Here is a 13,880-nt window from a genome sequence, read left to right on the forward strand (position 1 = left end):
TTACAAGCCATATTAATAGTAAGCTTCCTTTGTCTTAGCGCTACAAAATTAAATAAGCAGAGATAGCTGTAACGACATGCCCATTTTTATCGTTACAGCTGACTAACATCTTAACTTATAATGTATACTACCTGTTGTTACTAGCAATCCTCTTCATTTTAGGAGTAAAGGAAACATCTACTTGGTAAAAGTAATAAAGGCCTATTCAATGGAGTATACATCCCAAGCGGAATCCCACTTATAAGAGCACAGAACTAATAATGTGAGGGTTTACTGACCGTTAATCTGAGATAAATGGATACATTAAATCAACGATTATAAATGAAATTTATAGATGAAATACAACATGTAAAATCTATTTTATTTCATTCCCTCAATAATTTCTTTAAAAGAATTACGATTATCATCAACGATATTATTAAGTTTGTCTAACATCTGATCAAAATCTGTGTCCTTTATTTTTTCCTTCATAAAATATTGATAAAATAAAATAAAGGCATAGGCGATACCTGTGTTATCAACGTAAACAATACCATTGCCACTCTGCTTGATACTGGCGTTTCCATTTTCATTTTTAATTTCTGCCGACATCATACCTAACATTTCATCTAAGTGCTTTTTTAACGATTTCTCGACCATAGAATCTACTAATTCCTCTAATTCATGATTATTTGTAGCCATAACAGCCTCCTTATAACTCTTTTTTTTAGCTTATGTTTCATCAAACAATACAGTATAGACATTCGTATCGGTTCTGCAAACTTCATATAAAAAGGCCCTAATAATAAGGACCTTTTATTTCCTTTTATGCTTGACCATATCCTCCACCAAAAGGAAACTCTTTACTGTTTCCACTATTCTTTATCGAAGCATTACCATTTTTAGCAGATACATAAAATTTTTGTTTTGTTTCTACATCGTTTTCTTGTTCATTTTCTAAATCATTTTCTGGACTATACTTTTGATCCAGGGATTGTTTTTGTTGTTGTTGCTGAGCTTGAAGCTTTTCCGCTACAAGGACAGCAAGTCTTTCAATATCAATTAAAGAGCCATTTGATCCATATGACATTTCTATTCCTCCTTTTTTCATCATTTATTTTTTATAGAAGTTTAAATATTATGCTTGTCCCCAAAATGGAGATTCTTTGCTATTTCCACTGTTTTTAATAGAGGCATTACCATTTTTAGCAGACACATAGAATCCTTGCTTTGTTTCTACATCGTTTTCTTGTTCATTCTCTACATCGTTTTCCGGTTTGTATTCTTGATCAACGTGCTGCTTTTGCTGCTGCTGTTGGTATTGAAGTTTTTCTGCTACTAAAACAGCAAGTCTTTCAATATCAATTAAAGAACCATTCGACATCATATCCCCCCTTTTTCCTTTGATACATTAGTATATGAGAAAGTCATTATCTCGTATGGTTAAACTTACTGATACAACTGTTGAATTTTACGTTTTACTATGACTACTACCACTATTACTAATACTAGAGTTTCCATTTGTATTGGAAATTGTTAATCTTTTTAGGAGGGCATTTTTAAGTAGTTGTTTTTCTTTGTCTACATGAATGGATGGATTACTCTTTTTAGCGAAGGGCTGCTGCGGAGGGGTGCTTTCATTTATTTTCTTAGTAGGATGATTACTTAATTTATTGTGATCTTTCTCTTCTGATTGATTAATAACCTCTTTTTCTTCAAGCGAAGGCCATTCTTTAAGAATATTAAATCCTAATACGGTTGCTAAATTTATATATATTTCGTTCATTTGTTTATCTATACCAACTAAGTAGCTATTTTCTTTACAGATCTTCTTTACCTTCAGCACTAAAGTATTATTTAAAAAATACAATTCTACAATCGCTTCTTTTTCTACATTTTTTAACATTTTAATCACCTGAAAAATGTTTTTATTATACAGTATGTCTCTTTCTTAATTAAGTGAAGATTCAACGAATTGTTTATTACTAAAAAATAGTTGAGACTAGTAGAAAAGCCGAAATTTCCTAATCGGAAATTTCGGCTTTTCATTTACATAAATTCTTTTACCAGCTCATCAAATGTTTCTTCGTCAAGCTTTAATCTCTGGTTGTTTAGTGGATCTTCTGAATACCCTGCAACAAGCTCTTGATAGGAAGGCTGCTCCTTATTCTGATAAATTAGCCCCGTTACCAATCCATCTTTTTTCATTAGCATACTCATCGCTTCTTCGCGATTAGAGGAATCATACCCTTCTACATCACTAAGTTTTGTTAAATTTTCCTTAAACCAGTCGTATGTGTTGATTTTATTATACGTAACACAAGGACTGAAAACGTTAATGATAGAGAAGCCTTTATGATTAATTCCTGCTTCAATCAATGCTGTTAGTTCTTTTAAATCAGATGAAAAACTTTGCGCGACAAATGTTGCTCCTGCCGTTAATGCCATTTCCATTGGAGCAATTGCTGGCTCAATGGAACCTTCAGGCGTTGACTTTGTTTTAAATCCACTTGCAGAACGCGGGGATGTTTGCCCTTTTGTCAATCCATAAATTTGATTATCCATAACAATATAAGTAACATCTACGTTTCTACGAATAGCATGGATTGTATGTCCCATTCCAATTGCAAATCCATCACCATCGCCACCAGACGCGATAACGGTCAAATCCTTATTCGCCATTTTCAAGCCTTGAGCAATTGGTAGAGAACGGCCATGAATTCCATGGAATCCATATGAATTGATATACCCTGAAATACGACCAGAACAGCCGATACCGGAAACAACTGCTAATCCTTCTGGGTCAAGGCCAACATTTGCTGCTGCTCGTTGAATTGCGGCTTGCACGGAAAAATCCCCACATCCAGGACACCAGTTTGGCTTCACATTATTCCGAAAATCTTTGAACGTTGCCATAACCTATATCAACTCCTTACATTGTAAATGGATTTCATACGGCAAGTAAGGTGTTCCATCATACTTCGTCATGTTCTTAATTTTGTTTGCATGTCCTACATTCATTTTTATAATGTTCGCTAATTGACCTGTTGCATTATGTTCAATAACCGCAACTCGTTTTGCATTTTCAACAAGCGGACGTAACTCTTCTGCAGGAAATGGGTGAATTAATCTAACTTGAGCATGATTTACTTTCACACCATCTTCTTCTAACCGTTCCATTGCTTCTTCAATAACACCACGAGTTGAGTTAAAGCCAATTAGCAATAAGTCTGACTCTTCATGTGGAGCATTAATATGCAGCGGATTCGAGAAGTTTATTTTTTCAATTTTCCTCATCCGTTTATCCATTTGCGCCTTTCGGTTGGCCGCTGATTCAGATGGCTTTCCAGTTTCGTCATGTTCTACTCCTGTCACATGATGAATTCCATTTTTCATTCCTGGAGTTACACGCGGAGAGGCACCATCTTCTGTTACTTCATAACGTTTAAAATAATCTTTCGGTTCAAGTTCTGGAAGATCTGTTTCATCTGCTATTAGTTTTCCTCTACGAATCTCTACCTTACTATAATCTAGCGGTTCTACCGTTTGCTTGCCTAATGACAATTGCAAATCGGAAAGAATAATAACTGGACATTGGTATTCTTCCGCTAGATTGAAAGCTTCTACCGTGTCATAGAAAGCTTCTTGAACTGTACTAGGTGCAAGAACGATTTTCGGAATTTCCCCATGCGTCCCGTAAATCATTGCCATCAAATCCGATTGTTCTTGCTTTGTAGGAAGACCTGTAGACGGTCCGCCACGTTGCGTATCTACTACAACTAATGGTTGTTCCGTCATACCAGAAAGACCAATTGCTTCCATCATAAGGGAAAGACCCGGTCCTGCTGAAGCTGTAAAAGAACGGATACCTCCATAGTTAGCCCCTATGGCCATCGTAGCAGCCGCAATTTCATCTTCTGTTTGGATAACAGTTCCACCTACACTAGGTAGCTTCTTAATTAAGTACTCCATAATTTCCGATGCAGGTGTAATTGGGTAGGCCGGCATAAGTCTAACACCAGCGGCTAAAGCCCCCAGTGCAATCGCATCGTTACCAATCATGAACATGCGCTTTTTTCCATCTGCTTCTGCAAGTTGCAGACTGCCCACTTTCTCACCAAGCTCATCTTTCATCGTTTCATAGCCTTGTTTAATTGCTTCCATGTTCTTATCTACTACCGCTTGCCCTTTACGACCAAAAATTTCTTCTACTACTTCTTGAAATACTTCTGTATGTATATTTAATACCGCACAAGTTGCACCAACTGCAACCATATTTTTCATTAGAGATGTTCCTAGTTCTTTCGCAATCTCTGTAAACGGAATAATGAATAGTGAGGCATCTGTATCCTGAGGCTTTTCTGGTTTACATTTACTATCTGCAATAATTACACCTTGATTATGCAATTCTGTGTAATTTACATCAATTGTCTCTTGATCAAAAGCTACTAAAATATCTAAATCATCCGCAACCGCTCTCACTTGCTTTGTACTCACACGAATTTTGTTGTTCGTATGCCCCCCTTTAATACGCGAGGAAAAATGACGGTACCCGTATAGATAGTAACCAAGTCGGTTTAAGGCCATGGAGAATATTTCTCCTGTACTTTCTATCCCTTCACCTTGCTGACCTCCAACTTTCCACGAAAGCTGTTCCTTCATCTTTTCATTACATCCCTTCTGTGAATCTCTACTATCTTCTTTATGTAATAAGAACTAACCACTATATAACTAGAAGACTTTTAAAAATACCATCTATAAGTTTACCATTTAAACATTATATGCACTATAGAAATATAGAAAAATTCACCATAACTCCTTATCCTAATTTCTTTTAATATAAATGTCTATATTTTTTGAAAATTCCCATTTAAAAAAGCGAGATTCCTATCCCGCTTCCGCTTTTCTCTGTCTAGCTACTGCGGCTAGCTCGCTGTGAAAAAGATAATTTCCCTCTAAAGGCAAAAAGCGCCTTCACGAGGGAAATTCCTATTTTCTTCACGAGCTAAACGAGCCGCTTCCGCTTTTCTCTGTCCAGCTACTGCGGCTAGAGGCTTGAGGCATAAGTCAAGCATACCAGTAAGGCGAAAACCATGCCTTTCTGGTATGCTCGTCTTATGCTTGTCGCCTCTCTACAAGCCGCTTCCGCTTTTCTAATTAAAATGGAATTTTGTCTGTAAAGTTTTTGTATAAGAATTGATGAACTTGTGATTCTGAATAGTAATTTTGAAGGGAATTAACTAAGTTATCGTATTCTTTATAACTTGACAACCCTTTCACCGTTTGGGAAATACCATCGAAATCGGAGCCAAAGCCTACATGATGTTCTCCACCAACACCGCAAATATAGTCTAGGTGACGTAGCACATCGTTAATATCTGCTGTGCCTGCTGAATTAAGAAAATACGGGACAAACGTAATTCCGATTACCCCATCTTGTTTAATGAGTTGTTGAATTTGATCTTTCTTTAAATTTCTTGGGTGAGGGCAAAGATCATGCACATTAGAGTGTGATGCAATTGGGAAATCCGCAATCGCCATTGTATCCCAGAAAGATGCTTCACAAAGATGGGATACATCCGTCCACATGCGTTTCTCATTTAAATAGCTCACCACGTTTTCACCAAACTTTGTTAATCCAGCCGCTCGAGGTTCAAGTGCGCCATCTGCTACTGCATTAGCCCAGTTCCACGTTAAACCAACAGATCTAACTCCAAGTCGATAAAGCGTTTCAAGCTTAGTCAGATCTTCTTCAATCGCTTCTGCTCCCTCTAATGTCAGCATCGCCCCGATTTCATCCGGTTTCAAGGCTTCAATATCTGCTTTTGACGTAACCATCTTCATTTTGGGATTAGGTTCTAAAACTTTCCGGTGAAACACTTCAATCATTTCTAGGGCTGTCTGAAAACGTACGCCAGGTTTTAATTCAGAAGGCAAATAAATCGCAAATAATTGTACTTTACTATGTCCAGAAATAAGCTGAGGATATGTAATATGTAAATCACCAGCACTTTGAAATGAGTGATCCTTTGAATGATAATGCAGTTTTAAAAGTGCATCACAATGGGCATCAAATATCATAAAAATCTTCCTTTCAAGTTTTTCTTCATGTATACTAATTCGGCTTATATTCACTTTTTTCCTCTTTAAAATAGAAATAGGCTGTCCACATTTTTAAAATCTTTGGACAGCCTTGCATGTTTTTGTTACAACGGGCAGAAACGGCTTCACTTACTAATAATCAACTGTTTCCATAGGCTTTGACCGTCTCTATCACTGTCAGTAATTGCCCGACTGGTTCAACTAACCACCCGCGAAAAGGTCACCACGGGTGGAAAATTCTCTTTATCTCGGTTCTACAATTAATTTAATTGCAGTACGTTCTTCTCCATCAATTTGAATGTCCGTAAAAGCAGGAATACAAATGAGATCCACGCCACTCGGAGCAACAAAACCGCGGGCTATTGCGACGGCTTTAACAGCTTGGTTTAATGCACCAGCTCCTATAGCTTGGATTTCAGCTCCTCCTCTCTCACGAAGAACACCGGCAAGTGCACCAGCTACAGAATTGGGATTAGATTTTGCTGAAACTTTTAATATTTCCATTCCTTTTCCTCCTTGTCATTTCCCCATACCGAATGTTCACAGGTAAGAACAATCTTGGTATAAATCATTCCACTGCTACTATATTCACGAACAGAGCAAATCATTCCGGCTTGGACGAAAAAGACAAAGAGAAAAGCGGAAGCGGCTTAATCAGCTCGCGTGGAAAATAGGGATTTCTCTCAAAAGGCGCTTTTTGCCTTTAGAGAGAAATCATCTTTTTCGTAGCGAGCTAGCCGCTGAAGCTGGATAGAGAAAAGCGGAAGCGGCTTGGTTAGAGGCGACAAACATACCAGTAAGGCGTGGTTTTTGCCTTACTGGTATGTTCGTCTTATGACTCGAGCCTCTAGCCGCTAGACAAATAAAATAACAAATTATTCAGCTATAAATTGATGATCCTCGTTTATAAGAATACGTTGTATTGACTTTGCTTCACCTGTTTTATCACTTATTTCAATAAGACACCCGCTCAACACTTTCCTTCCAGTTTTCGGAACTTCAAAACGAACAGGCAAGCTTGTTTGGAACCTTTTAATAACGGACTCTTTACTCATTCCTAGCACTTCATCGTATGGGCCAGTCATACCGACATCACACATAAAAGCAGTCCCTTTCGGAAGAATACGATTATCTGCTGTCTGCACATGTGTATGCGTACCGATGACCGCGGATACCTTCCCATCTAGGAACCAACCCATCGCTTGCTTTTCACTTGTTGCTTCTGCATGGAAATCTACAAATATAATTGATGTACGTTTTTTTGCTTCCTCCACAAGCTCATCTACTACCAGAAAAGGGTCATCTAATGGAGGCATAAAGGTTCTGCCCTGTGCATTAATAATTGCTATTTCTTTCCCATGAACGGACGCAAAAACCAATCCTTTACCAGGAGTTCCTTTAGGAAAGTTTGCAGGACGTACTATTTGTTTTGTATTATCAATAAAATTAAAAATCTCTTTATTATCCCATGTATGGTTACCCATTGTTACCATATTAGCTCCGTCTTGGAGAAATTGTTTATAAATTTTCTCCGTAATCCCTCGACCTGATGCTGCATTTTCTCCATTTACAATTGTAAATGCAGGCTGATATTTTGATTTTAATTTAGGTAGGTATTCTGTTACCATCTCACGTCCTAGTGATCCGACAACATCTCCGATAAATAGTAGTTTCATGTAAATCCCTTTCTAGCTATGTATTTTAACAGGTGTTTAACCTATCACATTTTTCTTATTGTATCACAATTTCATATTTTAATGTCTCTAAAAATGCCCTTCTTGCTAGTAATCAAACTTAAAATATAGTCGATTTCAGCTGTTGAATTCCGATAAAAACTATAAAAGGATCACCCAAATTTTTTGAGCAATCCTTTTATAGTTATGGAACCAAAACTAATTTATCCTTCGTTTTTCTCTTGCAGTAATTTATGAACTTTGGCAGCATCTTTTAAAGAAGATGTTGTAACTCTCCTATTTTCCTGTAAAAACAGGCTGACGCTTTTCTTTAAATGCGGATACACCTTCTTTATGATCAGCAGATTCAACCATAAGCATTTGAGTAAGACGCTCTAATTCTAACACATCTTCCAAGCTTTTATTTAATCCTTCTTGTAAAAGATTTTTCATTTTACCGTAACTTTGAACTGGGCCTTGAGAAAGCCTTGTAGCAAAACTAATAGCTTCATCTTTTAGTTGTTCTAGTGGTACAATTCTGTTCACGATTCCCATTTGTTTTGCTTCCTCCACTTTTAATGGTTCCGCTAGGAAAAATAACTCCTTCGCTTTTTGTAGACCAATTAATCTCGGTAGGAAGTATAAACCGCCACCATCTGAAATTAACCCTACTTTTGAAAAACTTAAAACAAAAGCAGTATCTTCTGCAGCTACAATTAAGTCACATGCGAGAGCAAGATTAAATCCTGCTCCTGCAACAAATCCATGGACAACCGCTACGACCGGCTTTTCTAAACGCTGAATAGCAAGGATACATTTGTTTAGCCTTCCGATATGCTCATAAACCGCACTGCCTGTATTTTGGCCCATTGTTTTTACATCTCCGCCTGCTGAGAACGCTCTTCCCGAACCTGACAGCACAACCACTTTAACAGAATCATCATTCGCCGCATTTGTCATTTCCGTCGTAATATCTTCAATCATTTCCCCACTAAATGCATTTAAAGCCTCTGGGCGATTCAATGTTAAATATAGTACAGCACCATTCTTTTCTACTAATAAGTCTGTCATTTTTTTCTCTCCTCTCGATTTGTCTAGTTCCAACGGCTAGGGGCTGGGGGTCATTTGTGTAAATAAGCTTTAGGCCAAAGAGCACCCTCTTCTGTTTTCCCCCAGATGCTTGTCGCCCCTAAGCAAGCCGTTTCCTCTTTTCGATTTGTCTAGCACTATTTCCTCTTAACCTTCTAATTGATTAATGGATAATCCTGGTACTTCCGGTGAAAGTTTCCTTTATACTACAAGCCATCCACCATCAACTAATAAGTCACTTCCAGTCATATAAGAAGCCTCACTGGATGCTGCAAAACAAATGATATTTGCGATTTCTTCCGGCTTTCCTACTCTTTTCAATGCCGTACTTCTTTCAATTGCTTTTACAAAACGATCATTTTGTAATCCTTTCTCCGTAAGCGGTGTTTCTACAAATCCGGGTGAAACAGAATTAACCCGGATTCCGAAAGGCGCAAGTTCTAAAGATAATGCTCTTGTGAAATTGATTAATCCCGCCTTAGCAGAGCTATAATGTGGAATATGTGCCCCAGGTTTATGCCCTGAAAGAGAAGCAACATTTACAATACTTCTATCCTCTTTTAGGTTCTCATTTTTCATAAGTGGCGCAAGATGTTTTGCGATGAGAAAAACACTAGTTAAATTAACTTTTTGGACGTTCTCCCATTGTTCTAATGTTGTCTCAAATATTTTCGAGTGAACCGATGCCCCCGCATTATTCACAAGAATATCTATTTCACCAAAGTTTTTTTCTAGGTAGTTTGCAAGTTTTTCTACTTCTTCCTCTTTTGTAACATCAGTCGGAAATAGATAAGCCTCTTTCTGATATACTTCTTGAACACTTTCTTTTACAGCTATTAACTTTGCTTCGGTTCTTCCAACCAATACAACTGTAGCTCCTTCTGATGCAAAACGCATAACAGCTGCTTTTCCAATTCCGCTTCCGGCACCAGTTACAACAATTGTTTTATTTTCAAATCGCATTAGCACTCCCCCTTCACTACAACTATTTCCTTCAAAATCCTCTTGAACTACTAGCATCTAATATCTATTTAAAAGGATTAAACGAAATTACTTTTTCCTAGAAACCACTTCTTTTACCTGTAACTCACCATTTCTTAAGATTGGTACTTCTTCGAATGAACTATGTTGTGTAATAAACTCAAGTTCCCTTTCAAACCCATAGTCCATCAGCATTTTCCCGACACGGCTTTCTTGAAATAATTCCACTGTGTTCGTACGATGTGCTAAATAAAATAAATGTGCTGCCTTTGCAGAATCTGTGTAGTTCAAGTCAATTTCGTTTTTTAAGCACTCGATAAAATAGCCTGCACCATAAAAATCCTCAATACAAAACGTATCGGAAGACCCTGCACAAACAAGCAGTATGTTTTCTTCCTTCAAACTTTGAACTATATCATTTACTACTGATTCGCTATTTAACAACGAAGCAGCATAGACTCTTTTTCCAGTAGTAGCTTTCTTAATCGCGACAGTACCATTTGTAGTAGACAAGATTACGTTTCTATCCTTTGCTTCACTTTTGAATGCCGTCGGATGCGGCTCTAAAAAACCATGAATCGCCTTTCCCTCATATTCGCCAACAAGCAAGTAATCCTTTTCCTTGTTTGAGTTCGAAATTTCATAGGCTTTTTCACCATTCTCAACAGGGATTACAGACTTGGCTCCATAATGAAACAGAGTTGCTATTGTAGATGTAGCAAGCAAAATATCAAACACTACAACCACTTTATTATTTATTTTTGAAGGATCAAGTTCTTCTTTTTTTAAAATGACATGGATGTTTGTCTTCATTTTTCCCATCCTTCATGGGCTGTCGATAAGGAATGCTGTATTAACGCTTTCACAAAGTGATTCATCTGCGAAAATCGTTCATCATTTGTTTGGCCCTTATAATATCGATAATAGATTTGTTGACAAATTACAGCTAACTTAAAGTAGGCAAAGGTAATATAAAAATGAATATTAGATACATCTCTGCCAGTTTTCTTACTATATGCTTCAACAAATTCTCTTCTAGTATAAAATCCATTCATTATAGTAACTGGAGGTTTTCTAAAGTTGCTTTTTATCAGAGGGGGGTCACTATCTTCCATCCAGTAACTCATAGCAGCTCCCAAATCTGCTAATGGATCCCCTACTGTAGACATTTCCCAGTCAAATAATCCAGTTACTTTTGTTAAATCGTTAGAGAAAAGCGTATTGTTCAATTTAAAATCATAGTGAATGACTGTTGGTTCTTGCGATTCCGGAATATGCGAGGCTAACCATTTTGTTAACAGTTCCACTTCCTTAATCTCCTCTGTCTTTGAACGTTCATAACGCTGTATCCATCCATGCACTTGTCTTTCCATAAACCCCTCTGGCTTGCTTATTTTTTCAAGAAACGTGTTTTTGTAAGGAACTTTATGAAGATCAACCATCGTATCGACCATTAGTTCTGAAACACGTTTGCAATTGGCTTCTGTTGCCTCTATTTCTTCTGGGAAAGATGTGTCTAACAATACACCATGTTTTCGTTCCATAATAAAAAATGGTTTGCCTACAATAGCTTTATCCCCACAGAAAAGATATGGTTTTGGTGCTTTGGGAAAATGATGGTGCAATGCCGATAATAATTGATACTCTCTTTCCATATCATGTGCTTTAGGTGCCACTGGACCAAATGGAGGCCGGCGTAAAACGGCCTCCCACTCTCCTATTTTTATTGCATAAGTCAAGTTAGAGGCGCCTGTACCGAATTGCTTTATTTCCAGAGAACCTTTGGGCAGGTCGGGAATTTCTCTTCTAAGATATTTCTCTAAATTAGTTAAGTTTAATTCTTCCCCTTTTCGAACTGGTATAAGCTGAGACATATACAAGCCTCCTTATCTTAATATTCAGTCACTTAAAACTGTAGAATACCCCATTAATAATGCTTTCATATTGTCTGGAATCTTTTCACTTCTTTGTTTTTCAAAATCAAAATAAACAATTGCCGCTTCTCCTCGAGCAATTAATTCGCCTGTATCTTTGTCGATAACTTCATGATAGAGTGTGAAACTTTTTGTACCAACACGTGATACTGTCGTCTTAATACTTAGAAATTGCTTAAAGTATCCTTGTGAAACAAAATCACATTTTGTGGACGCTAGTATGAATTGCCATTGATTCGGACTCGTATTCGCACCAATTTCATCGAAAAATTGAATCCTTGCTTCTTCAAAATAAATAAAATAACTTGTATTATTTAAATGACCAAGAGCGTCTGTTTCCCCAAAACGGGTTTTAACATTCATCTCATGAACCACAGGAATCCCCCCTCACTAGTAATAAAATTAAGTTATCCCTTTACTCCTTCTTTCGCATACTCATAAAAGCCGCGTCCTGTTTTTCTACCTAGATCCCCCTTGTTCACTCTTTCTTCCACACATTTAGCGGGTTTATCATTTGGATCTCCTGTCTCTTCAAATCGTTGTCTCATAACAAAATTAACGACGTCAATTCCCGATAAATCCATTAATTCAAATGGGCCAATCGGATGGGATAATGCTTTTTTGCATATTAAATCAATATCTTCAAAACTCGCATAACCATTTTCATAAAGGTATACTGCTTCCCTTTGTAATGCTCCTAAAATACGGTTTGCAATAAATCCGGAAATTTCTTTATTTAGTAGCACGGCAGTACGATTGATTTTTTCACATACCTCCATCGTCAATCGGGCAGTTTCATCACTTGTCGCATCACTTTTGACGACTTCCACACAATCCATCACAAGTGGAGGGAAAAAGAAATGCATATTCACCACGTTTTCTTTACGATTTGTCACTTCAGCAATTAGTGAGTTTACGATAGTTGAGCTGTTCGAAGCAAAAATCACATTTGGATTTGCTAATTCATCAAGCTGCTTAAACAGTTCTCGCTTTACATCAAGCTTTTCCACTATCGCTTCGATAACAAAATCTGTTTCCTTTACTGCTTCTCTCAAGTCTGTTGTAAAGGTAAGACGACCAAATGCTGCTTCAATAGCCGCTTTTGTCAATTTACCTTTCCTTTCCCATCTTGACATAATGGTTTCTAATTTCTGTTTAGCATCATGTAAAGCACCCTGTGATAAGTCTTGAATAACAGTTTCATAGCCACCGATAGCACATAACATCGCAATCTGGTGCCCCATTTGTCCTGCCCCTACTACCGTAATATGTTGAATTGACTCTGTTCTCATAAAAACTCCCCTTCCTACTAACCGGATAGTATGTCATAAATATATTTCTTTAAAAAATTTTTAAAAACTCTACGATTCGTTGTGTCGATCATAGGCCTCACTCAAATAAAAACATATCCTCAAGTATGACGATTACTCTTTGCGCGAGGCTTAAGTTAATCATTGGTCCTCCTGTACTTTTCTTAATTACTACGAATTTTTCGGTCCATTCATCCCCTGAACTAATATTTCATGAAATATTTTTGATACTTGCTCATCTGTTTTTTCTCCATCGGGCTGAAACCAAAAATAACTCCAGTTCGCTATTCCTAAAATTCCAAACGTAACAATATCTGCAGGTAAATCTGATCTAAATTCGTCTGCTACGATTCCTTCCTCAACGATTGATTGAATATTCAATCTGAATTTATCTCTCTTCGAAACGATAACATCAAGGTTTTCATCACTAAGATGTCTCATTTCACGGAAAAACACTTTCGCTGTTAATCCTTCCTTTTTAATATCATGAATTAAACTGTATATAATTTGGTACAATTTCTGTTCACAGTTCAAAGATTCATCATTTATAATAGATTCTTGGTGTTGGACCAGTCGATTTATATATTGTAGATGAATATCCTTTAGTAGTTCTTCTTTGCTTTTATAGTAATAGTAGAAAGTACCTTTTGTAACTTTCAACTCATCCATTAAATCTTGAATAGATGTTTCTTTAAAGCCCTTCTCACCAAACAATTGGATGCCTGTTTCCATAATCATATCTTTCATTTTAATTTCCCTCTCAGTCTTTATCTATCTAAGATAGCTAAGTTTAGTGGGCGGGTCTCCAACAG

At 37.1% G+C, this 13,880-nt stretch carries 16 protein-coding genes; all 16 read right to left on the reverse strand.

Annotation, left to right across the window (positions count from 1 at the left end; genetic code table 11):
* Positions 1-360 precede the first annotated feature (360 nt).
* The 16 genes from ACFSUL_RS18535 to ACFSUL_RS18610 all read right to left on the reverse strand — a co-directional run bounded on the left by ACFSUL_RS18535 (position 361) and on the right by ACFSUL_RS18610 (position 13,815).
* Positions 361-681 carry a hypothetical protein gene (locus tag ACFSUL_RS18535; RefSeq protein WP_071412736.1) on the reverse strand — a complete coding sequence of 107 codons (321 nt, stop codon included), beginning with the start codon at positions 679-681 and terminating at the stop codon, positions 361-363.
* 124 nt (positions 682-805) lie between these two features.
* Complete coding sequence (locus tag ACFSUL_RS18540; RefSeq protein ID WP_377937369.1) at positions 806-1,069, reverse strand: hypothetical protein; 264 nt, start codon at positions 1,067-1,069, stop codon at positions 806-808.
* 48 nt (positions 1,070-1,117) lie between these two features.
* The gene (locus tag ACFSUL_RS18545) at positions 1,118-1,363 is read right to left on the reverse strand and encodes a hypothetical protein (protein WP_377937370.1); all 246 of its coding nucleotides are present in this window, start codon (positions 1,361-1,363) and stop codon (positions 1,118-1,120) included.
* Positions 1,364-1,450: 87 nt separating this feature from the next.
* A complete protein-coding gene (locus tag ACFSUL_RS18550) occupies positions 1,451-1,885 on the reverse strand; it encodes a hypothetical protein (RefSeq protein WP_377937371.1) in 435 nt (144 codons plus the stop codon).
* 143 nt (positions 1,886-2,028) lie between these two features.
* Positions 2,029-2,895, reverse strand: coding sequence for a 2-oxoacid:ferredoxin oxidoreductase subunit beta (locus tag ACFSUL_RS18555; protein WP_377937372.1), 867 nt, complete (start codon positions 2,893-2,895; stop codon positions 2,029-2,031).
* A gap of 3 nt (positions 2,896-2,898) precedes the next feature.
* Entirely contained in the window at positions 2,899-4,641 is a 1,743-nt protein-coding gene (locus ACFSUL_RS18560; RefSeq protein WP_377937373.1) for a 2-oxoacid:acceptor oxidoreductase subunit alpha, read from the reverse strand.
* Between the two features lie 495 nt (positions 4,642-5,136).
* Positions 5,137-6,060, reverse strand: a complete 924-nt coding sequence (locus ACFSUL_RS18565; protein WP_377937771.1) for a dipeptidase — start codon at positions 6,058-6,060, stop codon at positions 5,137-5,139.
* 264 nt (positions 6,061-6,324) lie between these two features.
* On the reverse strand, positions 6,325-6,585 hold the full coding sequence (gene spoVS / locus ACFSUL_RS18570) for a stage V sporulation protein SpoVS (protein WP_019391885.1): 261 nt from the start codon (positions 6,583-6,585) through the stop codon (positions 6,325-6,327).
* 371 nt (positions 6,586-6,956) lie between these two features.
* Positions 6,957-7,757 carry a TIGR00282 family metallophosphoesterase gene (locus tag ACFSUL_RS18575; protein ID WP_377937374.1) on the reverse strand — a complete coding sequence of 267 codons (801 nt, stop codon included), beginning with the start codon at positions 7,755-7,757 and terminating at the stop codon, positions 6,957-6,959.
* Between the two features lie 294 nt (positions 7,758-8,051).
* Positions 8,052-8,825 carry an enoyl-CoA hydratase/isomerase family protein gene (locus ACFSUL_RS18580; RefSeq protein WP_377937375.1) on the reverse strand — a complete coding sequence of 258 codons (774 nt, stop codon included), beginning with the start codon at positions 8,823-8,825 and terminating at the stop codon, positions 8,052-8,054.
* A gap of 219 nt (positions 8,826-9,044) precedes the next feature.
* Positions 9,045-9,806 carry an SDR family NAD(P)-dependent oxidoreductase gene (locus ACFSUL_RS18585; RefSeq protein ID WP_377937376.1) on the reverse strand — a complete coding sequence of 254 codons (762 nt, stop codon included), beginning with the start codon at positions 9,804-9,806 and terminating at the stop codon, positions 9,045-9,047.
* 87 nt (positions 9,807-9,893) lie between these two features.
* Entirely contained in the window at positions 9,894-10,637 is a 744-nt protein-coding gene (locus tag ACFSUL_RS18590; RefSeq protein WP_377937377.1) for a 2-phosphosulfolactate phosphatase, read from the reverse strand.
* Positions 10,634-11,698, reverse strand: a complete 1,065-nt coding sequence (locus tag ACFSUL_RS18595) for a phosphotransferase family protein (protein ID WP_377937378.1) — start codon at positions 11,696-11,698, stop codon at positions 10,634-10,636. The genes ACFSUL_RS18590 and ACFSUL_RS18595 overlap by 4 nt, the downstream gene beginning before the upstream one ends.
* 24 nt (positions 11,699-11,722) lie before the next feature.
* The gene (locus ACFSUL_RS18600) at positions 11,723-12,121 is read right to left on the reverse strand and encodes an acyl-CoA thioesterase (protein ID WP_071413977.1); all 399 of its coding nucleotides are present in this window, start codon (positions 12,119-12,121) and stop codon (positions 11,723-11,725) included.
* A 44-nt stretch (positions 12,122-12,165) separates the two neighbouring features.
* On the reverse strand, positions 12,166-13,050 hold the full coding sequence (locus tag ACFSUL_RS18605) for a 3-hydroxyacyl-CoA dehydrogenase family protein (protein ID WP_377937379.1): 885 nt from the start codon (positions 13,048-13,050) through the stop codon (positions 12,166-12,168).
* Between the two features lie 189 nt (positions 13,051-13,239).
* Positions 13,240-13,815 (reverse strand): TetR/AcrR family transcriptional regulator, encoded by a 576-nt coding sequence (locus ACFSUL_RS18610; RefSeq protein WP_377937380.1) that lies wholly within the window; start codon positions 13,813-13,815, stop codon positions 13,240-13,242.
* Between the last annotated feature and the right edge of the window lie 65 nt (positions 13,816-13,880).

The organism is Bacillus seohaeanensis (assembly GCF_042684945.1).
Lineage (GTDB): Bacteria > Bacillota > Bacilli > Bacillales > Bacillaceae_B > Rossellomorea > Rossellomorea seohaeanensis.